This window comes from Catenulispora rubra (assembly GCF_015356825.1).
In the GTDB taxonomy this organism is placed as follows: Bacteria; Actinomycetota; Actinomycetes; order Streptomycetales; family Catenulisporaceae; genus Catenulispora; species Catenulispora rubra.
The window spans coordinates 24,774-46,389 of sequence record NZ_JAACYW010000048.1 but is presented as its reverse complement, the minus strand read 5'-3'; the positions used below and the strand labels follow the sequence as shown (position 1 = coordinate 46,389).

Below are 21,616 nucleotides of genomic sequence, written 5' to 3'. Positions count from 1 at the left end.
GGGACGACATGAGAACTCCGACAGCGCCGGGCCTGTGGAAAGGCCTGAGCCGCTCGTTCGAGAAGTACTGGTACGGCTGGGCCATGGCCGCCCCGGTCGTGCTGGTGATGCTGGTCCTGGTCGGCTACCCCTTCATCTGGGGCGCGTACCTGTCGACCACCAACGCCGACGAGTCCACCATCGGCCACGACATCGGCGTGAACCACATCCCGCCGAGCTACCACTCCGTCGGGCTGCACAACTACTGGGACATCCTGTCCGGCAACGACGGACACTTCTACAGCACCCTGACGTGGACCCTGATCTGGACGTTCCTCAACGTCTTCTTCCACATCACCATCGGCCTCGGCTTGGCCGTTCTGCTGAACCGCAAGATCAGGTTCCGCGGCGGCTACCGGCTGATGCTGATCCTGCCGTGGGCCGTCCCCGGTTTCGTGGCGGCCTTCGCGTGGCGCCTGCTCTACAACGACAACGGCGTGTTCAACGCGGTGCTGAAGTACTTCGGGATGCACGGCGTGCAGTGGCTGGCGCAGCCCACCTCGGCGAAGATCGCGGTGATCGCGGTCAACGTCTGGATGGGCGTGCCGTTCATGATGGTTTCCTTCCTCGGCGGTCTCCAGACCATCCCCAAGGAGCTCTACGAGGCCGCCGAGATGGACGGCGCGACCGCCTGGCAGCGCTTCCGCATGGTGACGCTGCCGGGGCTGCGGCCGGTGATGATGACCGTCACGCTGCTCGGCGTCATCTGGACGTTCAACAAGTTCGACGTCATCTTCCTGGTCACCGAGGGCGGCCCGGCCGGATCCACCGACATCCTGGTCACGCACGCCTACCAGGTCGCGTTCGCGAACATCCGGCAGTACGCCGAGGCCGCCTCCTACGGAGTGGTGATCCTGTCGATGCTGCTCGTCTTCGCCACCGTCTACCGGCGGTCGCAGGCCAAGCTGGAGGTGCAGGCATGAGCGCGGCCACCGAGTCCGTGAACTCCGCCGAGTCGGGCCGGGCGGCCGGCCAGGCGGTCGACCAGGCAGCCGATCGCGCCGTCGCCGCCCCGGGCAAGAAGTACTCGCGCACCAAGCGCTCCCCGCTGGCCTCCGTCGCGATCCACGCCACGCTGATCGCCGCGTCCTTCATCGCGATCTTCCCGATCGTCTGGGTCGCGCTGACCTCGCTGAAGACCAAGGACGGCCAGTGGGCCCACCCCGGCGACTTCAGCCACCTCAACTTCGGCAACTACAGCCAGGTGCTGAACGACACCGACTTCCTCACCTGGTTCCGCAACTCGCTCATCGTCTCGGTGGGCACCATGGCGCTGGCCGTCTTCATCGCGGCCACCTGCGGCTACGCCGTCTCGCGCATGCGCTTCCCGGGCTTCCGGGCCACGATGTGGCTGCTGCTGGTGGTCCAGATGTTCCCGATCGCGGTGCTGATCGTGCCGCTGTACAACATCATGTCGAAGCTGCACCTGGTGAACTCGTTCGGCGGCCTGATCCTCGTCTACTGCACCACCGCGGTGCCGTACTGCGCGTGGATGCTCAAGGGCTACTTCGACACGATCCCGATCGACATCGACGAGGCCGGCAGGGTCGACGGACTCTCGCCGTTCGGCACCTTCTGGCGCCTGGTGCTGCCGCTGGCCCGGCCGGGCCTGGCCGTGACCGCCTTCTACTCCTTCCTGACGGCGTGGGCCGAGGTCGCCTTCGCCAACACCTTCATGCAGAGCTCGGACAAGTACACGCTCGCCGTGGGCCTTCGCACCTTCGTCTCGCAGTACAAGGGCGAATGGGGCCTGATGACCGCGGCCTCGGTGCTGATCGCGATCCCGGCCGGCGTGATGTTCCTGCTCGTGCAGCGCAACCTGGTCGCCGGCCTGACCTCCGGCAGCGCCAAGGGCTGAGCCGGGCCTCGGGCGCGCCGCCCGAGGCCGGCGCCGACCCGGCCGACCGTTCGAACTACCTCTGGGGCAACTGAGTTCATGACAACCGAGACACTCACCGTCGAAGCGGAGCTGGCCCGCGAATCCGGTGCCCGCCGCACCGACTGGTGGCGCGACGCGGTGATCTACCAGGTCTACATCCGCTCGTTCGCCGACTCCGACGGGGACGGGGTCGGCGACCTGCCGGGCATCCGCTCCCGGCTGCCGTACCTGGCCGACCTCGGCGTGGACGCGCTGTGGATCACGCCGTTCTACTCCTCGCCGATGGCCGACTTCGGGTACGACGTCGCCGACTACCGGGCCGTGGACCCGGTGTTCGGCACGCTCGACGACTTCCGGGCCCTGATGGTCGACGCGCACGCCCGGGGGCTGCGCGTGATCGTCGACCTGGTGCCGAACCACACCTCCGATCGGCACGTGTGGTTCGTGGAGGCGCTCGCGGCATCCGAGGGGAGTGCCGCGCGCGCCCGCTACATCTTCCGCGAGGGCCGCGGCGCGCGCGGCGAGCTGCCGCCGAACGACTGGGAGTCGGTCTTCGGCGGCCCGGCGTGGACCCGGACGGTGAACCCGGACGGGACGCCCGGGCAGTGGTACCTGCACCTGTTCGCGCCCGCGCAGCCGGACCTGAACTGGGAGCTGGAGGAGGTGCGGACGGAGATGCTGGACGTCCTGCGCTTCTGGCTGGACCTCGGCGTCGACGGCTTCCGGATCGACGTCGCGCACGGCATGGTCAAGGCCCCGGGGCTGCCGGACGTCGGGCACGCCGACCACGTGGAGATGATCGGCAACGCGGTGCTGCCGTTCTTCGACCAGGACGGCGTCCACGAGATCTACCGCGCCTGGCGGCTGCTGCTGGACTCCTACGACGGCGAGCGCATCGGCGTGGCCGAGGCGTGGGCGCCGACGCCGGAGCGGCTGGCGAACTACGTGCGGCCGGACGAGCTGCACCAGGCTTTCAACTTCGACTTCCTGGGCCGGCCCTTCGAGGCGGCGGCGCTGCGGACGGCGATCGACCACTCGCTGGCCACCGCCGGCTCGGTCGGCGCGCCGTCGACGTGGGTGTTGTCGAACCATGACATGAAGCGGCACGTGACGCGCTACGGCGGCGGCGCGGTGGGGCTCGCGCGGGCCCGGGCCGCGGCGCTGCTGATGCTGGCGCTGCCGGGGTCGGCGTACATGTACCAGGGGGAGGAGCTGGGGCTGCCGGAGGTCCTGGACATCCCGGTCGAGTTCCTGGTGGATCCGCAGGGGATCCAGTCTGGCGACCCGTCGAAGGGCCGGGACGGCTGCCGGGTGCCGCTGCCGTGGTCGGGCGTCGCTCCCACCTACGGCTTCGGGCCGGAGGGGTCCGAGGCTTCGTGGCTGCCGGCGCCGTCGTCGTGGGGCGCGTCGTCGGTGGAGGCGGAGTCGGGGGATCCGGGCTCGATGCTGGAGCTGTACCGCTCGGCGTTGGCGCTGCGGCGGGAGCTGCCGGACCTCGGCGCGGAGACCGACGAGACGGCTTTGGTGTGGCTGCCGGCGCCGGACGGCGTGCTCGCGTTCCGGCGCGGGGACGGGTTCGTCTGCACGGTGAACACGGGACCTTTGCCGGTCGAGCTGCCCGTTCCAGGCGCGTTGCTGCTGGCTTCCGCCTCGGTGTCGGTGACCGCCGACAATGCTGAACTGCCCGCAGACTCGGCCGCCTGGTGGCGGATCTAGCCATTTCCAGGACCGGGAGCGAAAGAATGGGCGCCATGACGGACAACGCTTCACTGCCATCGACCGCACGACTCGCGGACATCGCCGCGCAGGCGAAGGTGAGCGAGGCGACGGTGAGCCGGGTGCTGAACGGCAAGCCGGGGGTGGCCGCCGCCACGCGGCAGGCGGTGCTGGCGGCGCTGGACGTCATGGGCTACGAGCGCCCTACGCGGCTGCGGCAGCGGACCGCCGCGCTGATCGGGCTGATCATCCCGGAGCTGGACAACCCCATCTTCCCGGCGATGGCGCAGGCGGTGGAGCGCGCGCTGACGCACCACGGCTACACGCCGGTGCTGGCGACGGTGTCGCCGGGCGGCGCGACCGAGGACGACCTCGTCGAGCTGCTGATCGAGCACGGGGTCGCGGGCATCGTGTTCGCCTCCGGGCTGCACGCCGACACCACCGCCTCGCGCGACCGGTACCACCGGCTGTCGGACCGGGGCGTGCCCTTCGTCCTGATCAACGGCTTCGCCGAGGGCATCGCAGCGCCCTTCATCAGCCCTGACGACGCCCTGGCGGCCCGCCTGTCGGTGAACCACCTCGCGGACCTGGGGCACGAGCGGATCGGGCTGGCGGTCGGGCCGAAGCGCTACGTGCCGGTGATCCGGAAGATAGAGGGCTTTACGGCCGCGTTGCGCGACACGCTGGGCGTCGAGAACCCGGCCGACTTCGTGGAGTACTCGCTGTACGGGTTCGAAGGCGGCCGCGCGGCGGCGGCGAAGCTGCTGGACAAGGGCTGCACCGGCATCGTGTGCGCCTCGGACATGATGGCGCTCGGCGCGATCGCCGAGGTGCGGGCGCGGGGGATGGCGGTGCCGGGCGACATCTCGGTGGTCGGTTACGACGACTCGCCGCTGATCCCGTACACCGACCCGCCGCTGACGACGGTGCGCCAGCCGGTTGCCGCGATGGGGGCGGCGGCGGTGCGCGCGCTGCTGGAGGAGGTCGGCGGGGGGCACGCGCCGCACACGGAGTTCGTGTTCGCGCCGGAGCTGGTGGTGCGGGGGTCTACGGGGTCGGGGCCGCGGGTGCGGCGGTAGCGGCGGTTGCGGTGGCTGGATTCCAGGGCCACCGCGCGGGTTCATGAGGCGCGGCGATTTCGTTTCGGCGATAGCGGAGGTCGGGGCAGTGGCGCAGGATGCTGAGTCAGCGAGCCAGTTCGATGTGCTGGTCGTCGGCGGCGCGGGCATCGACACCATCGTCCGCGTGCCGGAGCTGCCGGCGCCGTATGCGGATTCGGTGCTGGTGCCGCCGATCGAGTCCTACGTGGCGCACACCGGGACGGCCGTGGCCCTCGGCGTGCGGTCGCTCGGGCTGCGCGTGAAGTTCGTCGACTTCCTCGGCGAGGACACCTTCGGCGACCTGGTCCGCCGCCGGTTCGCCGACGAGAGGCTGGACTTCTCCTGGCTGCCGTCGTCGGCGGGAACCGTGCGCGCGGTGAACCTGGTCTCGGCCGACGGACGCCGCATGTCGTTCTACGACCCGCGCGGCGTGCCGGGGCAGCGGATGCCGGAGGGCTTCTATGAGGGCTGGCTCGCACGCTCGCGGCACGTGCACGTGGTCATAGCGGACTACGCGCGGCACGTCCTGCCGGTCGCGCTCCGGCACGGAGCCAGCATCTCGACCGACCTCCACGACTGGGACGGCATCAACGACCACCACAAGGACTTCGCCCACGCCGCCGACCACGTCTTCCTGAGCGCCGCGAACCTCGGGGACTGCCGCGACGCGGTCCTGACTGAGGTGCTGGCACGCGGTCGGGCCAGGACCGTCGTCGCCACAGATGGCGCTCGCGGTGCCTACTTGGCCGTGCGCGGGGAAAGCACCCAGCACTTCCCTGCCGTCACACCGGCGGGACCAGTCGTCGACAGCAACGGCGCCGGCGACGCCTTCGTGTCCGGATTCATGTCGGGGGTGCTGCGCGGCGCGACGACCGAGGAGTGCATGCGGCGCGGACTGCTGTCCGGCGCCTTCGCATGCACTGTTCACGGGACAGCCGAGCGCTTCGCGACCGAGTCAGATCTCAGCTGAAACAGATTTCTGTCTCACACCGTCATGGCCCGCCCAAGCTCCTCCGTCGCGTCCAGATCGGCGCCGACCCGCGACAGCTTCGCCCGGATCTCGTCCACCGCGTCGTTTCCCAGCGCCAGGCGCAGCGGCGGCTCCTTCCACCCCAGCACCTCCAGCACCGCCGCCGCGGCCTTCGCCGGGTCGCCCTCCTGCGCGCCGTGCGACGTCGGCAGCCCGTCGCGCGTGGCGCCGGCCGTGCCGTCGTAGTCCGCGATCCGCGCCTCGACCGCCTGCAGCGCCGCCGGGCCGGCGAAGCCCGTGCGGAACGCACCTGGCTCCACGATCAGCACCTTGATACCCAGCGGCGCCACCTCGCCGGCCAGCGCCTCGCTCGCCAGCTCCAGCGCGCCCTTGGCCGCGCAGTACGCGCCGACGCCCGGGAACGCCAGCATCCCGCCCATGCTGCTCAGCTGCACGACCGTGCCGGAGCGGCGGGCGCGCATCTGCGGCAGCACCAGGCGCGTCAGCTCCAGCGGCCCGAAGAACATCACTTCCATCGCGTCGCGGAGCTCGGCCTCGCCGGTCTCCTCGATCGCGCCGACGAGGCCGAAGCCGGCGTTGTTCACCAGGACGTCGACGCGTCCGGCGGCCTCGACGGCCGAGCGGAGCCGGTCGCGGTCGCGCAGGTCGAGTTCGACCACTGACACCCGGCCGCCGGAGGCCGCCGCCAGCTCGCGCATGGTGTCCGGGCGCCGGACCGCCGCGACCACCTCGTCGCCGGCCGCCAGGGCGGCGTGCACGATGGCCAGGCCGAAGCCGCTGTTCGCGCCGGTGACGAACCAACGGCGCGGGGTGGGGGTTCCATCTGTCATGCCTCCATGTTCAGGCGGGGCCGGGTGGCCCCGGTATGGCCCGAAGGTGGAACATCGAAGGGTGACCGTCGCACTGCCCGGACCCGCCCCGCGCCCCCGACCGCTGCCCGCCGACGAGCCGCTGAGCCCGGAGGACTACCGGCGCGTGGTCGGGGTGGTGGAGGCCGTGGACCACGCCGGGGACCTCGCGGAGTTCCGGGAGCTGCTGGTCACGGCGTTGCGGACGTGGTTCGGCTACAACGGCGTGACCGTGCTGCACGGTGACACAGCGGCCGACGCGGTCGAGAACGGTTGCGGCGTGCTGGCCGGATACTCGGCCGAGTTCCTGGACACCTATGCCGCCGGCGGCTGGGAGCGCGTGGACCCGTTCCGCGACCAGGGTTTCCTACGGCGGCTGGCCGGGGTCGGAGTGGCGCGGCTGACCGACGTCGAGGAGGGTTCGGAGGGCGCTCGCTTCCGCGACCAGTTCCTGCTCCCGCGCGGCATCGCCGACAAGGCCGCGATGCTCATCGACGCCGCGCCGTCCGGGGTGCTGTGGGTCGGCCTGGCCGTGCCGGACGGTGTGCGGCGGGTCCCGGACCGCGACCTGGCCGTGCTGCGGGTGCTGCGCCGGCACCTGACGCCGCCGGCCGCCGAGCAGCTGGCCCGGCACCGCTCCCGCCTGGCCACCCGGGCCGACTGGGACCTGACGCCGCGCGAATGGGACGTCGCCGACCTCGCCGCGCAGGGCCTGACCAACCGGCAGATCGCCGCGCGCCTGTTCATCGGCGTGGACACGGTCAAGAAGCACCTGACGCGGGTCCTGGCCGCCACCTCCTGCGGCAGCCGCACGCAGCTCGCGGTGCTGTTCACGTCCCGCGACACGCCGGTCTGACCGGATCTTGAGCCGTCCGCCCCGAGGCCGGGTCTACCCTCCTGATGAAAACGACATTCATTATCGAGAGGAAGCCCCAGCATGTCCCTGGACGTCGCACCGCACCTGCTCAAGCAGGCCGAAGTCGGCGAGGTGAACGAGGCGGAGTTCGCCGACACCGTCGCCGCCTCGCTCCCGTACGCGCACACCGTGGTCGAGAAGCTCGCCGCCGACCTGCACGCCGACCCGGCCAGGCAGTTCGCCGACAACCAGATCGCCCCGACCGGCGCCGAGCGCGCCGAACTCCTGCGCGCCCTGGCCTCCGACGCCATCCGCGGCAGCCTGGAGCGGCGCTTCGCGGTGAAGCTCGCCTTCCAGAACTGCCACCGGGTCGCGGTGTTCCGGCCCGAGGCGGTCGGCTCGGAGACCTACCGGCGCTTCACGTCGGAACGCGCCCAGATCCTCAACCAGTCGCCCGAGCTTCGGGACTGCTGAACGAGGGCGTCAACGATGGCCTAAGCCAAGATCGATGCGATGGCGATCGCCAACAACACCCAGAAGGCCATGCTGATCAGCGAACACACCAGCCCGGCGATCGCCATCCCCTTGCCGGTCCAGCCCGGCTTCGAACTCTGCGACAGTCCGACCGAACTGAAGATGATCCCCATGAGCGCGAGCAGCGGCCCCAGCAGCGAAGCCCAGAACAGCACCAGGCTGAGAATCCCCATCACCATGCCGGTGACCGCCATACCGCTGGTCTGCTGCCGCAGCATCGGCGGACCGTAGTACCCGCCGGGATACAGCTGCGGCGGGTAGCCCTGGGGATAGTTGGGCTGGGGATACGAGCCCTGCGGATACGAAGGCTGCGGCGGGTACGGCGGCTGCACCGGGATCGCGGCCTGCGTCGGCGGCGCGTCGCTCGCCGGAGAGGCGAAGCCGCCGCCGTCGGGCGCGGCGAATCCCCCGGAGCCGAACCCTGGGCCGAATCCCTCGGTGTCGTAGCTCTTCGTTCCGTAGCCCTCAGTGCCGTAGCCCTCAGGACCGGAATCCCATCCGCCTTGCGGAGTGTCACTCATCGGTGGCACATCCCCCCTTCGTCCGCATCACTCTCCCGATACCGGGTCCGCTTCAGTATTTCCCTCGCCGATGCGCCCGGCCAGCCCTCCGAAGCCGGCGCGCGTCGCGGCCACGATCAGCTGGTCGCCGGCCTGCAGGAGCCGGCCGCGGTCGGCCCCCGACCAGTCGAAGGCCGTGCTGCCGGCGCGCCGGACGGCCAGGACCCGTGTCAGGCCGGGCTTGTCGAGATCGCGCTGCTCCTGCCCGGCCAGCTCCGAGCCCTCCTCGACCGCGACCTCCGCGATCAGCAGGACTTTGCGGTACACCGACAGCGTGCCCAGGACCTCGCGTCCCATCATCGCGGCGGCGAAGGCCGGGGCGGCGAGGTAGGACACCGAGCGGGAGGCGGTGTTGCCGAACTCCTTGTAGACGTGCGAGGCGAAGTCGTCGTCGAAGAGCCGGACCACGACCCGGACCTCGGGGTTGATGGCCCGGGCCTCCAGCGCGGCCTCCAGGTTGGTGACGTCGTCGCCGGTCACCGCCACGACCGCGCGGGCCCGGGCGATCTGGGCCCGGCGCAGGGCGTCGTCGATCGGCCGGTCGCCGACCACGGCCGGGACGTCCAGGCCGCGCGCCGCCGCGATCCCGCGCGCCTCGGCGTCGCGCTCGATGCCCACCACCGGCACCCCGAGCTCCCGGAACAGGGCCGTGACCCGGGTGCCGGCGTTGCCGAGGCCGACCACCACGACGTGCCCGCGCAGGCCGGTGCTCGGCTGCCGGGTGCGGACGCTGCGGCGCGTGGCCGTGCTCTCCACGAACACCGCCGTGACCACCGGCATCAGCACGATGCCGGACAGCGTGATCGCGACCTGGAACAGCCGCTGCACGTTCCCGCCGACCGAGCTCGGCTGGCCGTACGTGTCCGGGACCGCGGACCCCGCGACGTCGAGCAGGGACTCGTACAGAGCCCAGCCGAACGGCCTGGCCAGCGACCAGATCCCGAGGAACGACACCGCCAGCGTGGCCACCGACGCCATCAGGATCGTGCGCAGTTTGGCGCTGGTGAAGAACTTCAGCGTGTCCGAGGCGCGCCACAGCAGACGTGCCGCGAGCGGGGCCTTGTACACGTTCCCTTGCACGATCGTGTCGGAGGCGTCCAGGAACTGCAGCGCGGCGTGCCGCGGCGAGCGCTCCTGCAACAGCATCCACTCCCGCGTGCGGCTGCGCGCCGCCGCCGTCGGCAGCACCTCTATGTCCGACTGCCGGTCCCGGTCGATGGCGTCGGCGATCAGGAACGGCGTCTGCCGCATGTCGATGTCCTGGCCGATGGCGATCCGCAGCGCCCGGCCGCCGGCGCGGACCGAGTGCGGGCGCTGCAGGGCGGCGTTGACGAACGCCGGGGCGGCGGTCGCCGAGGCCGACAGGACCGTGCAGTTGTCCACCAGCTGCGCGATGTGCACGCCGAGCCGCTGGTTGAACATGCGGATCACGACCCTGATACCCGGGCGCAGGGCCGCGGCGCGCATCGCGGCGTGGATGTTGGTCCGGTCGTCGCCGTCGACGAACGCGATCGCCTGCGCCTGGTCGATCCCCGCCTCGCGCAGGGCTTCCTCGGAGACGTAGGCGTCGGCGATCGTGTTCTCCGGGCCGAGTTCCTTGCTGATCTGGATGGTGTACGCGGTCTCCTGGGACGGCACGATGGCGGCCGTCCGGACGGCGTACTGGTGGGTCAACTCGACGGTGAGCCGGTATGCCAGGGCATTACCACCGACGACGATGAACAAGTCCCCCATGGATGGATGGTAGAGGTCTGCGGTGAATTCTAGGGGCGCATTTCATAAGCACCCGATAAATCCGCGACCCGCTCCCAGATCCTGCTGAACCGCTCGGCGTCCACCACCGGCTTGCGCACCGCGGCCAGGGCCCAGGACTGCTGCTCCGGGGTCGAGGACGGCTTGCCGTGCAGGGCGACCGCGTAGTCGGAGAAGTCGCGGACCAGGAAGTCGAAGATCTGGTCCACGACCTCGTCCTCCAGCCCGGTCAGGCGCGCCTGCTCCAGCACCAGCTGGCCGTAGACGACGAGCGTGAACAGGTGGCCGACGTTCAGCAGGAAGTCCAGGTCCTGCTGCTGCGCCTCGTCGGGCGGGCAGGTGGCGAGGAACTGGGTCAGCGCCTCTGCCTGCTCGGTGAAGCGCGCGACGTTCGGCACGCCGGCGGCCTGGCGGTAGGCCGCGCGCCAGTCGTGGAAGCGCACCTTGCCCAGGCCGCGCGCCGGGCCCTGGTGGAACAGGAAGGTGTCGTCGGCGGCGTCGGTGCGGGTCGGGACCTCGGGGTACTCCTGCGGCGAGAACAGGTAGTTCGGCATGAACTTCAGCACCAGCGCGAGGTTCACGTGCACCGTGCCCTCCAGCTTCGGCAGGGCCCTGATGTAGTGGGTGGCGCCGTTGAAGTAGGTGTCCTTCTCGAAGCCGCGGGCCGCGATCACGTCCCAGAGCAGGTCGATGACGCGCTCGCCCTCGGAGGTCACCTTCATCTTGGTGATCGGGTTGAACAACAGGTAGCGGCGGTCGTCGGGGTTCGCGGTGCGGAAGTAGTCGACGGCGCGGGCGCTGAAGAGCTTCATCGCGATCAGGCGCGCGTAGGCGTCGACGAAGGAGGCGCGGACGTGGCCGAAGTCGGTGACCGGGTGGCCGTAGAGGATGCGGTTGTGGGCGTGCGTGATGGCCTCGTAGAAGGAGTGCTCTGCGATGCCCACGGAGGCCGTGCACAGGTTGAACTTGCCGACGTTGACGGTGTTCAGCGCGGCGCTGAAGGCGTCGGCGCCGGTGTGCAGGAGGTCGGCGTCGGTGACCGGGTAGGCGTGGAGCTTGAACTCGCTGACGAACATCTGGGAGTCGACGACGTTCTGGACCAGCTCGAACTTCTCGTGGCGGCTGTCCACGGCGAAGAAGACGTAGCCGTCCGGGCCCTCGACGTCGGAGCGGCGGCCGAAGACCGAGACCAGGCCGGCGACGTTGCCGTTGCCGATGTAGTACTTGCCGCCGGTGGCGGTGTAGCCGCCGTCGCCGTCCGGTTCCAAGATCATGTCGGTGGAGTAGACGTCGGCGCCGTGCTCCTTCTCCGACAGGCCGAAGGCGAAGACGTGGCCCTCGTCGAGCAGCCGCGCGGCCCGCTCGCGCGCGGCGGCGTTCTCGGACATCCAGACCGGGCCGAGGCCGAGGACGGTGACCTGCCAGGTGTACCAGTAGGGCAGGCCGTAGAAGCCGAGGATCTCGCTCAGCGCGGCATTGCGCGCCGTGTCCCAGCGCTGCGCCGGCGCGGCCGGCCCGAAGGCGTCGGCGGCGGGCGTCTGGAAGGTCGCGAAGAGCTTCTCCTTCGCCGCGAACTCCAGGAAGTCGGCGTACCAGACCCGGTCCAGGTCCTCGGCGAGCAGGCGCCGCTTGCCGCGCCCCTCGAACCAGTCGACGACGGCGGTGAGCAGGCGCTGGGTCTCCTCGTCGAAGTGCGAGAAGTCGAGCGTGCGCGGGTTGAACAGCGCGGCCGGGGCGTGAGTCATGGAGGCATGCTACCAGCGGGTAACTTTCAGGTGCTGTACCGGCGCGATGCGGCAGAAAGAGGACAGCGCGGTGTTGCGGGTGTCACAGTGGAGGTGGCTGCGGAGCCGAAAGAAAGGAACATGAATGGCCCTCATTACGGTCCATCTGAAGCGTACGGTCGACGCAGTCCGTGCCGCGCTACCGGAGGACGAGATCGCCGAATTCGACGCGGACATGGCGTCGACGACCGACGACGAGCCGCAGCGGACTTTCGAGCGGTGGTTCGCGCGCGCCGTTCTGAACGAAGCCGGCTTGCTGGCAGACATCAAGGCCGGGATCAGCCACGCGACAGGCAACGGTATCCCTTTCGATGAGGCATTTCCCGGCTACCGGGAGCGCTGGGAGCAGGAGCGGGCTCAACGCGCTGCATGAGGTACAGCCTGATCATCGAGATCGCGGTGACCGAGGCCATCGCCACAATGTCCGAGATCGCACACGATCTGTTCGTGATGGCGTGTCTGGAGATTCATGCCGACCCCCGTGGGCAGGGCGAGCTCACGGACGGAACAGCTGGTGCGATTAAGTTGGGTGCTTGGGCGGTCGGTGCTCTGGGCCTCATCGAATATGAGGTCGACGAGGAAGCCGCAGTGATTACCCTCACCAGCGTTATAAGCATGATCTAGAAAGGAGTTTTGAGGGCCCGGTGGCGACCCGGGCCCTCGGCTCCTTCCGCCGGTCTTACCGATAGTTCGCGCGTGTCCGAATCCGCGAGAACACCAGCAACACCGCCAGCGTGATCGTCATCATCACCGCGGTCACGGCCGCCGCGACGAACTGGTGACCACGGTCGTCCAGGGCGTAGATGCGGAGCGGGAGCGTCGTCCAGTCCGCCGAGTAGACCATCGCCGTCGCGCCGAGTTCGCCCATCGACAGTGCGAAGCACAGCGCCAGCGAGCCGGTCAGCGCCGGGAGCAGGAGCGGCAGCTTCACCCGCAGCAGCGTGTAGTACGGCCGCGCCCCGAGCGAGGCCGCGGCTTGTTCGAACGCCGGGTCCAGGCGGGTGACCGCCGCTGAGACCTGCTGGAAGGCGTAGGCGGTGACCAGAATCGCGTGCGCCATGACCACGATCGTGTTGGTGCCGTTCAGGAGCACCGGGCCTTGCGAGAAGGCGACCAGCAGCGCCAGGCCGACGACCACCGATGGGACCGCGATCGGCAGCATGAAGACGGTCTGGATCAGGGTCTTGCCGGCGCGGTTGCGGACCGCGTCCAGGGCGAGCGCGGCCCATGTGCCGACGACCAGTGCGATCGCGCTCGACAGCAACGCGGTGATCAGCGAGGTTTCCAGGCCGTCCAGGGGGTCGGTGTGGAAGGCCGCGGTGATGTTGGAGAACGTGTAGGAGGACGGGAACGCGCCGTTCCACTGCCGGGTGAACGCCGCCAGGACCAGGACGCCGAACGGCAGGCCGAACAGCAGCAGGAAGAAGAAGCCGAAGACCGCCCACGCGATCCTCTGCGATCTACGCGTGTACAGCAGCACGACGGCCTCCAGACATCCGGGCGAGCAGTACGCGGTAGCCGGCGAACAGCGCAAGCGACAGCACGATGTTGATGACGGCCAGCGCGCAGGCCCCGGCGTAGTTGGTCTGTTCCTTGGCGAAGTTCTCGATCAGGACCGGGAGCGTCTGGTACTTGGCGCCGGTGAAGGAGACGATGCCGTACTCGTTCATCGTCAGCATCAGCACCAGCGAGCCGCCGGCGAACACCGCGGGCAGCGCCTCGGGCAGGATCACCTGCCAGACCACGCGGCCGGCGCGGGCCCCGAGCGAGGCGGCGACCTCCAGCTGGCCGGAGTCGATCTGCGAGAACGCGGTCAGCAGCGGCCGCATCACGAAGGGCGTGAAGTAGATGAGCTCCGCCAGCCAGATGCCCCACGGCGAGTACTCGACGAAGTTGATCGGCGTATCGTGCCGCCCCCCGGTGAGCGTCGACGCGATGTGGTTCACCATGCCCACCCGGCCGTACAGGAACATGATCGACACGGTGATCAGGAACGACGGGAACGACAGGAACACGTCGATGAAGCGGGACACCGCCTTGGCGCCCGGGAACGGCACGAACGCGATGATCAGCGCCAGCAGGAAGCCCAACACGAGGCACCCGACGGTGGAGTAGACGGCCATCTCGATCGTGTTCTTGATGACGGTGCGCGTGCCCGGGTCCTTCAGCGTTTCGGAGAAGGACGTGGTGACCTTGAAGGGGTTGGTCGGGTCCGGCGGGCTGCCCTCGATCGCCTGCTTCACGACGAGGTAGAGGGGATAGAGGAAGGCCGCCGCGAGGAGGAGGACCGGGGGAGTGGACCAGAGCCAGGCCACGGACCGGCGGACTTTGTTGGCCGGAGCGGCGGGCGGGAGTTCGGTGACGGCGGTCATCGGGCGGCACCGTCGGCAGAGGCGGGCAGAGTTGCGGAGACTTCCGCGGGTTCGGCGGCGGTCGGCGCGGTCGGGTCGGTAGTCGCGGCCGCAGCAGCAGGCGCGAGCCCGGAAGCAGCCGCCGGTATCAGCACCGCATCCTCAGTCGAGAAGTGGAACCACACCTCGTCGCCGATCACCGGCGGATTCCGCAGCTCGGTCGTATCCAGTCGCACCTCGTGCCCTTGCGCGTCGGCGAACACCCGGTGCGAGGACCCGCGCCACTGTACTTCGGTGATTTTTCCGAGGAACGCGTTGTCGTGGTGCTCGGCGGCGGTCAGGCCGAGGAAGTGCGGGCGCAGGCACAGCGTGCGCTGCTCGCCGACGGTTGCGGGTTCCGTGCAGGTCGCCATCACCGGCTCGGCTTCCGCCGCGATCCGCACCGTCGCGCGGAACGACCCGTCCGGCTGTGGCGCGCATCCCGTCACCGTCACCGGCAGCAGGTTCGAGTTGCCCACGAACCCGGCCGCGAACTCCGTCCCCGGCCGCTTGTACAGCTCCCGGGCCGTCCCCACCTCGACCAGGCGCGCGTCGTTCATCACCGCGATGCGGTCGGCGAGGGTCAGGGCCTCGATCTGGTCGTGCGTGACATACAGGATGCTGACATCGGGCAGTTCCCGGTGCAGCCGCGCGAGTTCGGCGAGCATGCCGCTGCGCAGTTGGGCGTCCAGGGCCGACAGCGGTTCGTCCAGCAGCAGGACCGAGGGCTCGATCGCCAGTGCCCGGGCGATCGCCACGCGCTGCTGCTGGCCGCCGGACAGTTCGCGCGGGTAGCGCTTGGCGTACTGCGCCATGCCGGTCATGCGCAGTGCCTCGGCGACGCGGCCGGGGATCGTGGACTTGGCGACCTTCTGTGTCTTCAGGCCGAAGGCGACGTTCTGCTCGACGCGCATGTGCGGGAACAGCGCGTACTGCTGCACCACCATGCCCAGGCCGCGCTTGTACGGCGGCAGGTCGGTGACGTCGCGGCCGCCGGCGTACACGCGCCCGGATGCGGGCCGCACGAACCCCGCCACCGCCCGCAGCGCGGTGGTCTTGCCCGAGCCCGAAGGCCCGAGCAGTGCGACCACCTCGCCGGGAGCGACGTCCAGCGAGAAGGAGTCGAGCACGACGTTGCCGTTGTAGGCGACCGTCACGTCCTCGAAGCGGATGCCTCCAGTTCCGCGTCCTGATTGTCGGGCCGATGGGTCGGCTTCGGTGGCGGCCATGCTCACTCCTGGTCGAGACATCAAGGAAAAACAGTAGGGAAACGGTCGGCGATTGCGATCAGCTCGGGGTGCCGGTGGCGCCGTCCCACGCCTTGACGTCGCTGTTGTAGTTCTGCGCGACCTGGTTCCAGTCCACCGGGAAGACGGTCACGCCCTGCATCAGCGCGGTCAGCGCCGCGTAGTTGCTGTCGGTGGGCTTGATGTCGCCGCGGGTCGGGAAGCCGTAGGCGACCTTGGAGGCGTCCAGCTGCGCGCCCTCGGAGAGCAGGAAGTCGATCAGCTTCTTGCCGTTGTCGGCGTTCGGCGCGCCCTTGACCAGCCCGGCCATGTACGGCAGGGAGAAGGTGCTGGGCTTGCCGTCGTTGCCGGCCGGGAAGAAGATCTTGTTGTTCGGGTACTGGGTCGTGCTGTCGACGTAGTTCATCTGCACGTCGCCGTTGGCCACCCACAGGTCGCCGGTGTTGACCTTGCTCTCCAGCGCGCCGGTGGACTTGGACGGCCCGACGTTGTTGGACTGCAGCTTCTTGAAGTAGTCCCAGGTGGCGTTCCGGTCGTCGCCGAAGGCGTGGATCGCCGAGATCATCACGCCGGTGCCGTCGCCGGCCACGCCGGGGGTGGAGTACTGAAGCTTCTTGGCGAACTTCGGGTCCAGCAGGTCGTTCCAGGTCTTCGGCGGCCCGGCCGGCAGCATCTTGGTGTTGTAGATGAAGGACAGGTAGTCACCCATCACGGCTTCCCACTGGCCGTTTTTGTCCACCAGCGAGGGGTCGACCTTGTCCACGCAGACCGGGCTGTACGGCTGCAGCAGGCCGGAGGCCTCGGCCTTCTGGATGAACGGCGGCAGGGTGACGACGACGTCGGCCTTCGGGTTCGACTTCTCCGAGTCGACCTTGGTCTCCACCCCGCCGGAGCCGTCCTCGGAGTAGTTCACGTGGATGCCGGTCAGCGCCGTGAACTTCTTGAACTCCTGGTTGTACCAGTTCTTGTCGTCCTTGGCGTCGTAGAGACCGTCGGCGCTGTAGATGGTCACCTGCCCGCCGGAGCCGTCGGCCTTCGCGGCCCCGGTCGGCGCGGCGGCCCCGAGCGCCGGGCAGGAGGACGACGCGGCAGCGGGAGAGGTGCCGCCGGTACCGCCGGTGCCGCCAGTGGCGCCGGGGGAGTTGTGGGCATTGGAGGCACAAGCCGTCAGTCCGGTCAGCGCCAGGCCGCCGGCGGCGATCAGAGCGCCGGCGCGGCCGATGCGCGTGCGGGACAGTACGTGCGACATTGACGAACCCTTCTAGGGGAATCTCCGTGTACAGCGTGACCCGGAGCCGGAGTTTTGCAAGTGACTGAAAGGCGATTTCCGAGTGGTCGTCGCGAGTGCTCCGTGAACCGCAGTTTTCCCTCGCGCGCATAAGCCGCCAACCGGCTGACCGGCTATGGGGGCTATAGCGGAAGGCCTCACCGCAGGCCGGCGCGACAGGTCACCTCGGGGTTAACGCACTGTTCATCCAACTGCTCGCCGGTGTGCTTCGATGCGCAGGCCGCCGCATAGCGAGCCGCTATCACTTCCATGCCGAAGAGGGGTCTTGGCGGATGCCCGCGCTTATCCCAAGGTAGGAACCATGGTTGATCATCTCCCTGTCCGGCCCGAACACTTCGGCAACTTTGTCGGCGGTGTCTGGGGCCCGGCCGAGGCCGGCGGCACCCGGGCCGACGTCAGTCCCGCCGACACCTCCGACGTCCTGGGCCACTTCGCCGACTCCACGGCCGCCGACGCGGTGCGCGCCGTGGACGCCGCCGAGGCCGCGCTGCCGGCCTGGCGGGCGTCGGGTGCGATCAAGCGGGCCGAGTTCGTGCGCCGGGCGGAGCGGATCATCGGCGAGCGCGAGGACGAGTTCGCCCGGGCCATCAGCCGGGAGCAGGGCAAGCTCTACAAGGAGGCGCTCGGCGAGGTCCGGCGCGGGATGGCGATCCTGGACTTCACCGCCGGGGAGGGCCGCCGGCTCAACGGCTACACCACGCCCGCCGAGGAGCCGCGGACCGTCGCGATGATGTTCCGGCAGCCGATCGGCGTGGTCGGGCTGATCACGCCGTGGAACTTCCCGTTGACCATCCCGATCTGGAAGGTTGCGCCGGCGCTGGTGGCCGGGTGCACGAGCATCCTGAAGCCGTCGCCGTTCACCCCCTACTCCTCGGCGCTGCTGGTGCAGGCCTTCGCCGACGCCGGGGTCCCGGCCGGCGTGCTGAACCTTGTGCAGGGCGACCGGGAGCCCGGCGAGGCGCTGACGAACGACCCGCGCGTGGCCGGCATCTCCTTCACCGGCTCGCTGCCGGTGGGCCGCGCGATCCACACCGCCGGCGCCGGCCGGCTGCTGAAGACGCAGCTGGAGCTCGGCGGCAAGAACGCGGTGCTGGTGTTGGCGGACGCCGATCTGGACAAGGCCGCGGCGGCGATCGTGTTCGGTGCGTTCGGCCAGGCCGGGCAGCGGTGCTCGGCGACCTCCCGCGTGGTGGTCGACGTGAGCGTCAAGGAAGTGTTGCTGGAGAAGGTCGTCGCGAAGGTGAGTGCCCTGAAGGTCGGGCACCCCTTCGACCCGGAGGCCGACGTCTGCCCGGTCGTCAACGAGGACCGGATGAACGCCTGCCTGGCGGCCATCACGAAGGCCCAGGAGGTCGGCGCGAAGGTCGCGGTCGGCGGGCACCGGTTCACCGACGGGGTCCCGGACGGCTACTACGTCCAGCCGACCGTGCTGCGCGACGTCCCCTGGGACTGTGAGATCGCGCAGGAGGAGATCTTCGGCCCGGTGCTCTCGGTCATCGACTGCGACGGCTTCGACGACGCCATACGCATCTCCAACTCCGTGCAGTACGGCATGTCCGGCACCATCTTCACGCAGAACCCGGCGCACATCTTCGAGGCGCTGGAGCGCTTCGAGGCCGGCATGCTGCACGTCAACCGGCCCGGCGTCGGCGCCTACGCGCACCTGCCGCACATGGGCGCCAAACAGTCGCAGTACGGCGCGCCGGAGTGCTCGCCGGAGGTCTGGGACTTCTACACCGAATGGCGGTCGGCGTGCATCAGCTTCTGAACCCGCTGGGTCAGGCGAGGGTCATGTCCGCCGCTGAAGCGGTTGAGGCCTTCGTCGAGCCCGGGGCGGTGCTCGGCCTGGGCGGCCAGAACATCAACCGCTGCCCGATGGCGCTGGTGCACGAGGTGGTGCGGCAGGACATCGGCGAGCTGACGGTCGTCGGCTGCAACCTGTCGCTGCCGCTGGACCACCTGGTCGCCGCCGGGCTCGTGGTCCGCACCGAGCAGGGCAGCGGCAACCTGGAGAAGTTCGGCACCCTGTTCAGCTGGCGGCGGGCCGTGGAGGCGAACCGCATCGAGGTGCGCGACTACTCGCACCTGTCGATGGCCTCCCGGTTCCTGGCCGGCGCGATGGGGCTGCCGTTCATGCCGGTGCGCTCGCTGCTGGGCTCCTCGGTGCTGGAACGCCTGGTTGCCGAGGAGGACGCGGTGGTCACCGCCGACCCCTGGAGCGGCGAGCCGGTGGTGCTGGTGCGGGCCTGCACCCCGGACGTGTCGCTGATCCACGCCAACGCCGCCGACGCCGACGGCAACGTGGTCATCGACGGCGTGACGAGCCACGAGGTGGACATGGTCCGGGCCTCCCGGCACGTCATCGTCTCGGTGGAGGAGGTGCTGCCGGCCGGGGCGTTCGACGACCTGCCGGAGCGCGTCACCATCTCCGGCGCCTACATCAGCGCGGTCGTCGAGCAGCCCTGGGGCGCCTGGCCGACCAGCGTCTACCGCCGGTACGACTACTACGAATCCGAGATCGAGGGCTACCAGAAGAGCGCCAAGGCCGGCGACGAGGGTCCGCGCGCGTTCCTCGCCGAGCACGTCACGGCGCACGCCGATTTCGACGGCTATCTCGCCGCGACCGACCCCGGCGCCTCGGCGCGGACGGCGATGGCCGAACAGATGCGGAGCCTGTTGTGACCGTCACCGAACCCACCGCGGCGCCTTCCGGCGGCCTGGAGCCGGCTGGCGCGCTGCCCCGCGAGCTGCTGGTGTTCGAGGGCGCGCGGCAGATCGCCGACGGCGACTGCGTGATCGCCGGCACCGGGCTGCCGCTGCTGGCCGGCCTGGTGGCGCAGCGCACGCACGCGCCGAGCGCGCGGCTGCTGATCGAATCAGGGGTCGTGTTCCCGAAGGTGGTGCCCACGCCGCTGTCGGTGGTGGACCCGCGGATCATGCACGCGCCGTCCAAGCTCGGCTCGCTGATCGAGTCGCTCGGCGGCTTCGTGCAGCGCGGCCTGGTGGCCACCGGGTTCCTGGGCGGCGCGCAGATCGACGCCCGCGCCAACATCAACTCGACCTGGATCGAGCGCGGGTCGGGCCGGGTGCGGCTGCCGGGCAGCGGCGGGGCCAACGACATCGCCTCGCACTGCGCCACGATCGTGGTGCTCACCAGCCACGAGAAGCGCCGCTTCCCGGAACGCTGCGACTACATCACCTCCCCGGGCTTCCTGGACGGCCCCGGGGCGCGCCGGCGGGCCGGGCTGAACCCGGTGCGGGTGAAGGTGGTCACCGACCTGTGCGTGATGGAGGGCGACGACACCGAGGGCGAGCTCACGGTCAGTGCCCTGATGCCCGGCGTGGCCATCGAGGACGTGCTGGCGAACACCGGCTTCACACCGCGCGTCGCCGACCACCTCGACGTGGTCGCCGCCCCCTCCGCCGAGCACCTGGCGCTGCTGCGCGACGTGCTCGACCCCGAGTCCCGCTATTTTCCGGAACGACTGAAGAACGGAGTCACCCGTGACTGAGAAGACCCCCTTCCACTGGAAGTCCGACATCGCGTGGAAGAACCGCGACCGCATCGTGGTCCGCGGCTACGACGTCAACGAGCTGACCGGCAACCTGGACTTCGGCCAGATGCTGTTCCTGGTCCTCAAGGGCGAACTGCCCACCGAGGCCCAGGCCAGGATCACCAACGCGATGATGGTCTCCCTGGCCGAGCACGCGATGTCGCCCTCCTCGGCCACCGTCCGCTTCGCCACCTCCGGCGGCGCCGAACTGAACGGCGCGGTCTCGGCCGGCGTCGCGGCGATCGGCCGCCTGCACGGCACCGCCGACCGCCCGGCGAACATGTACATCGGCGTGGAGCAGCGCGCCGAGGCCGAGGGCATCCCGATGGAGGAGGCCGCCGCGCTGACCGTGCAGGAGATGCGCGCCCGCCGCGAGAACATGCCCGGCTACCACCACGCGCAGCACATCCGCGACCCGCGCACCGTGCGCCTGCTGGAACTGAGCGACAAGTGGGGCATCAGCGGCACCTACGTCGCCATCGCGCGCGCCATGGAGGACGCCACCGAGGGCGTCTTCGGCCGCCGCCTGTGGATCAACGGCCCCGGTGCGATGGGCTGCATCGGGCTCGACGCCGGTTACTCGCCGCTGGAGATGAAGGCGATGTTCATCACCGCGCGGACGCTGTCCCTGTGCGCCCACTCGATCGAGGAGTCGACCCGCGAGAAGGGCTGGCGCGCCTCGGAGAACTCCGACATGGTGCAGCCGCTGTCGCTGCAGATGCAGGGGCCGGACTGGTACGACGGTCCGGGGGACCGGGGGCTGCCGGCGGGGTTCGCTGAGTAGGCGAGTGGTTGTCGGCTCTGCGGGGGCTCTGCTGGAGCTTCGATAGTGCCGATCCGTGTGTGCCGGTCCAGCATTCTGGCGCGGAAACCCGACTTACCCGGTGTCGCCGAAGCCCGTCGTCGGCTCAGCAGGGCTCAACAGGGGCTGCTTCGGGCTTGGCCGGATCGGTGGGCTCGGCGGCGATCGGCCGAGCTATCGCTTGCTTGGCGCGGCTCTGATGCCGTCGCGCTCGCGTTTCCGCACGCCGTTTCGCGCGCGTGCCGGGTGCGGATCCGGGGCGGTTGTTGGAATCCG

At 69.9% G+C, this 21,616-nt stretch carries 21 protein-coding genes; 13 read left to right on the top strand and 8 right to left on the bottom strand.

The features are described from left to right. The first annotated feature begins 8 nt into the window (after window positions 1-8). The 5 genes from GWK61_RS16315 (at window position 9) to GWK61_RS16295 (ending at window position 5,704) form a co-directional block, all read left to right on the top strand. Entirely contained in the window at window positions 9-962 is a 954-nt protein-coding gene (locus GWK61_RS16315) for a carbohydrate ABC transporter permease (RefSeq protein ID WP_194909226.1), read from the top strand. Continuing rightward, a complete protein-coding gene (locus GWK61_RS16310) occupies window positions 959-1,897 on the top strand; it encodes a sugar ABC transporter permease (RefSeq protein WP_194909225.1) in 939 nt (312 codons plus the stop codon). The genes GWK61_RS16315 and GWK61_RS16310 overlap by 4 nt, the downstream gene beginning before the upstream one ends. A 78-nt stretch (window positions 1,898-1,975) precedes the next feature. Beyond that, window positions 1,976-3,634, top strand: a complete 1,659-nt coding sequence (locus GWK61_RS16305; protein WP_194909224.1) for a glycoside hydrolase family 13 protein — start codon at window positions 1,976-1,978, stop codon at window positions 3,632-3,634. Between the two features lie 26 nt (window positions 3,635-3,660). Next, window positions 3,661-4,713: a LacI family DNA-binding transcriptional regulator gene (locus GWK61_RS16300; RefSeq protein WP_012786324.1), complete on the top strand. Its 1,053-nt coding sequence runs from the start codon at window positions 3,661-3,663 to the stop codon at window positions 4,711-4,713. An 88-nt stretch (window positions 4,714-4,801) separates the two neighbouring features. Further along, a complete protein-coding gene (locus GWK61_RS16295; protein WP_323747592.1) occupies window positions 4,802-5,704 on the top strand; it encodes a carbohydrate kinase family protein in 903 nt (300 codons plus the stop codon). A 14-nt stretch (window positions 5,705-5,718) separates the two neighbouring features. On the opposite strand, the gene GWK61_RS16290 is transcribed toward GWK61_RS16295, so the two are convergent. Further along, the gene (locus GWK61_RS16290) at window positions 5,719-6,555 is read right to left on the bottom strand and encodes an SDR family NAD(P)-dependent oxidoreductase (protein WP_194909222.1); all 837 of its coding nucleotides are present in this window, start codon (window positions 6,553-6,555) and stop codon (window positions 5,719-5,721) included. 61 nt (window positions 6,556-6,616) lie between these two features. Between GWK61_RS16290 and GWK61_RS16285 the strand changes: the two genes are divergently transcribed. Together GWK61_RS16285 and GWK61_RS16280 are read left to right on the top strand one after the other, a co-directional pair. Further along, the gene (locus GWK61_RS16285) at window positions 6,617-7,429 is read left to right on the top strand and encodes a helix-turn-helix transcriptional regulator (protein WP_194909221.1); all 813 of its coding nucleotides are present in this window, start codon (window positions 6,617-6,619) and stop codon (window positions 7,427-7,429) included. Between the two features lie 81 nt (window positions 7,430-7,510). Further along, window positions 7,511-7,903: an SCO5389 family protein gene (locus tag GWK61_RS16280; protein ID WP_194909220.1), complete on the top strand. Its 393-nt coding sequence runs from the start codon at window positions 7,511-7,513 to the stop codon at window positions 7,901-7,903. Between the two features lie 20 nt (window positions 7,904-7,923). Here the strand turns inward: GWK61_RS16280 and GWK61_RS16275 are convergent, their stop codons facing one another. Genes GWK61_RS16275 through GWK61_RS16265 form a run of 3 tightly spaced genes read right to left on the bottom strand, consistent with a single transcriptional unit; the run spans window position 7,924 to window position 12,020 of the window. Then, complete coding sequence (locus GWK61_RS16275; protein WP_194909219.1) at window positions 7,924-8,484, bottom strand: DUF4190 domain-containing protein; 561 nt, start codon at window positions 8,482-8,484, stop codon at window positions 7,924-7,926. A 27-nt stretch (window positions 8,485-8,511) separates the two neighbouring features. Continuing rightward, window positions 8,512-10,257 carry an NAD-binding protein gene (locus GWK61_RS16270; protein ID WP_194909218.1) on the bottom strand — a complete coding sequence of 582 codons (1,746 nt, stop codon included), beginning with the start codon at window positions 10,255-10,257 and terminating at the stop codon, window positions 8,512-8,514. 29 nt (window positions 10,258-10,286) lie between these two features. Then, window positions 10,287-12,020, bottom strand: coding sequence for an acyl-CoA dehydrogenase family protein (locus GWK61_RS16265; protein ID WP_194909217.1), 1,734 nt, complete (start codon window positions 12,018-12,020; stop codon window positions 10,287-10,289). Window positions 12,021-12,144: 124 nt separating this feature from the next. Here GWK61_RS16265 and GWK61_RS16260 point away from each other — a divergent pair, with 124 nt between their 5' ends. Beyond that, a complete protein-coding gene (locus GWK61_RS16260) occupies window positions 12,145-12,432 on the top strand; it encodes a hypothetical protein (RefSeq protein WP_194909216.1) in 288 nt (95 codons plus the stop codon). Continuing rightward, window positions 12,429-12,683: a hypothetical protein gene (locus GWK61_RS16255; protein WP_194909215.1), complete on the top strand. Its 255-nt coding sequence runs from the start codon at window positions 12,429-12,431 to the stop codon at window positions 12,681-12,683. The genes GWK61_RS16260 and GWK61_RS16255 overlap by 4 nt, the downstream gene beginning before the upstream one ends. 55 nt (window positions 12,684-12,738) lie before the next feature. Here GWK61_RS16255 and GWK61_RS16250 read toward each other — a convergent pair whose 3' ends face one another. From GWK61_RS16250 to GWK61_RS16235, 4 genes are read right to left on the bottom strand one after another with little or no spacing between them, the layout of a single operon-like run. Then, window positions 12,739-13,539 carry an ABC transporter permease gene (locus GWK61_RS16250; protein WP_194909214.1) on the bottom strand — a complete coding sequence of 267 codons (801 nt, stop codon included), beginning with the start codon at window positions 13,537-13,539 and terminating at the stop codon, window positions 12,739-12,741. Continuing rightward, window positions 13,520-14,431: a 2-aminoethylphosphonate ABC transporter permease subunit gene (locus GWK61_RS16245; RefSeq protein ID WP_194909213.1), complete on the bottom strand. Its 912-nt coding sequence runs from the start codon at window positions 14,429-14,431 to the stop codon at window positions 13,520-13,522. The genes GWK61_RS16250 and GWK61_RS16245 overlap by 20 nt, the downstream gene beginning before the upstream one ends. Continuing rightward, complete coding sequence (locus GWK61_RS16240) at window positions 14,428-15,678, bottom strand: ABC transporter ATP-binding protein (protein WP_194909212.1); 1,251 nt, start codon at window positions 15,676-15,678, stop codon at window positions 14,428-14,430. Before GWK61_RS16240 ends, GWK61_RS16245 begins: the two co-directional genes overlap by 4 nt. 58 nt (window positions 15,679-15,736) lie before the next feature. Beyond that, window positions 15,737-16,945: a 2-aminoethylphosphonate ABC transporter substrate-binding protein gene (locus GWK61_RS16235; RefSeq protein ID WP_194909211.1), complete on the bottom strand. Its 1,209-nt coding sequence runs from the start codon at window positions 16,943-16,945 to the stop codon at window positions 15,737-15,739. A 340-nt stretch (window positions 16,946-17,285) separates the two neighbouring features. On the opposite strand from GWK61_RS16235, the gene GWK61_RS16230 reads away from it, so the two are divergent. Genes GWK61_RS16230 through GWK61_RS16215 form a run of 4 tightly spaced genes read left to right on the top strand, consistent with a single transcriptional unit; the run spans window position 17,286 to window position 21,322 of the window. Beyond that, the gene (locus GWK61_RS16230; RefSeq protein ID WP_194909210.1) at window positions 17,286-18,752 is read left to right on the top strand and encodes an aldehyde dehydrogenase family protein; all 1,467 of its coding nucleotides are present in this window, start codon (window positions 17,286-17,288) and stop codon (window positions 18,750-18,752) included. A 23-nt stretch (window positions 18,753-18,775) separates the two neighbouring features. Then, complete coding sequence (locus tag GWK61_RS16225; protein WP_267254276.1) at window positions 18,776-19,666, top strand: CoA transferase subunit A; 891 nt, start codon at window positions 18,776-18,778, stop codon at window positions 19,664-19,666. Further along, entirely contained in the window at window positions 19,663-20,496 is an 834-nt protein-coding gene (locus GWK61_RS16220) for a CoA-transferase subunit beta (RefSeq protein WP_323747591.1), read from the top strand. Before GWK61_RS16225 ends, GWK61_RS16220 begins: the two co-directional genes overlap by 4 nt. Then, entirely contained in the window at window positions 20,489-21,322 is an 834-nt protein-coding gene (locus GWK61_RS16215) for a citrate/2-methylcitrate synthase (protein ID WP_194909208.1), read from the top strand. The genes GWK61_RS16220 and GWK61_RS16215 overlap by 8 nt, the downstream gene beginning before the upstream one ends. Window positions 21,323-21,616: the final 294 nt, after the last annotated feature.

What these genes read in the sequence shown, in the direction of transcription:
- GWK61_RS16315 (WP_194909226.1), top strand. Translation starts at nt 9, where the DNA reads ATGAGAACTCCGACAGCGCCGGGCCTGTGGAAAGGCCTGAGCCGCTCG.
- GWK61_RS16310 (WP_194909225.1), top strand. Translation starts at nt 959, where the DNA reads ATGAGCGCGGCCACCGAGTCCGTGAACTCCGCCGAGTCGGGCCGGGCG.
- GWK61_RS16305 (WP_194909224.1), top strand. Translation starts at nt 1,976, where the DNA reads ATGACAACCGAGACACTCACCGTCGAAGCGGAGCTGGCCCGCGAATCC.
- GWK61_RS16300 (WP_012786324.1), top strand. Translation starts at nt 3,661, where the DNA reads ATGGGCGCCATGACGGACAACGCTTCACTGCCATCGACCGCACGACTC.
- GWK61_RS16290 (WP_194909222.1), bottom strand. Translation starts at nt 6,555, where the DNA reads ATGACAGATGGAACCCCCACCCCGCGCCGTTGGTTCGTCACCGGCGCG.
- GWK61_RS16280 (WP_194909220.1), top strand. Translation starts at nt 7,511, where the DNA reads ATGTCCCTGGACGTCGCACCGCACCTGCTCAAGCAGGCCGAAGTCGGC.
- GWK61_RS16275 (WP_194909219.1), bottom strand. Translation starts at nt 8,484, where the DNA reads ATGAGTGACACTCCGCAAGGCGGATGGGATTCCGGTCCTGAGGGCTAC.
- GWK61_RS16270 (WP_194909218.1), bottom strand. Translation starts at nt 10,257, where the DNA reads ATGGGGGACTTGTTCATCGTCGTCGGTGGTAATGCCCTGGCATACCGG.
- GWK61_RS16265 (WP_194909217.1), bottom strand. Translation starts at nt 12,020, where the DNA reads ATGACTCACGCCCCGGCCGCGCTGTTCAACCCGCGCACGCTCGACTTC.
- GWK61_RS16260 (WP_194909216.1), top strand. Translation starts at nt 12,145, where the DNA reads ATGGCCCTCATTACGGTCCATCTGAAGCGTACGGTCGACGCAGTCCGT.
- GWK61_RS16255 (WP_194909215.1), top strand. Translation starts at nt 12,429, where the DNA reads ATGAGGTACAGCCTGATCATCGAGATCGCGGTGACCGAGGCCATCGCC.
- GWK61_RS16245 (WP_194909213.1), bottom strand. Translation starts at nt 14,431, where the DNA reads ATGACCGCCGTCACCGAACTCCCGCCCGCCGCTCCGGCCAACAAAGTC.
- GWK61_RS16240 (WP_194909212.1), bottom strand. Translation starts at nt 15,678, where the DNA reads ATGGCCGCCACCGAAGCCGACCCATCGGCCCGACAATCAGGACGCGGA.
- GWK61_RS16235 (WP_194909211.1), bottom strand. Translation starts at nt 16,945, where the DNA reads ATGTCGCACGTACTGTCCCGCACGCGCATCGGCCGCGCCGGCGCTCTG.
- GWK61_RS16230 (WP_194909210.1), top strand. Translation starts at nt 17,286, where the DNA reads ATGGTTGATCATCTCCCTGTCCGGCCCGAACACTTCGGCAACTTTGTC.
- GWK61_RS16225 (WP_267254276.1), top strand. Translation starts at nt 18,776, where the DNA reads ATGTCCGCCGCTGAAGCGGTTGAGGCCTTCGTCGAGCCCGGGGCGGTG.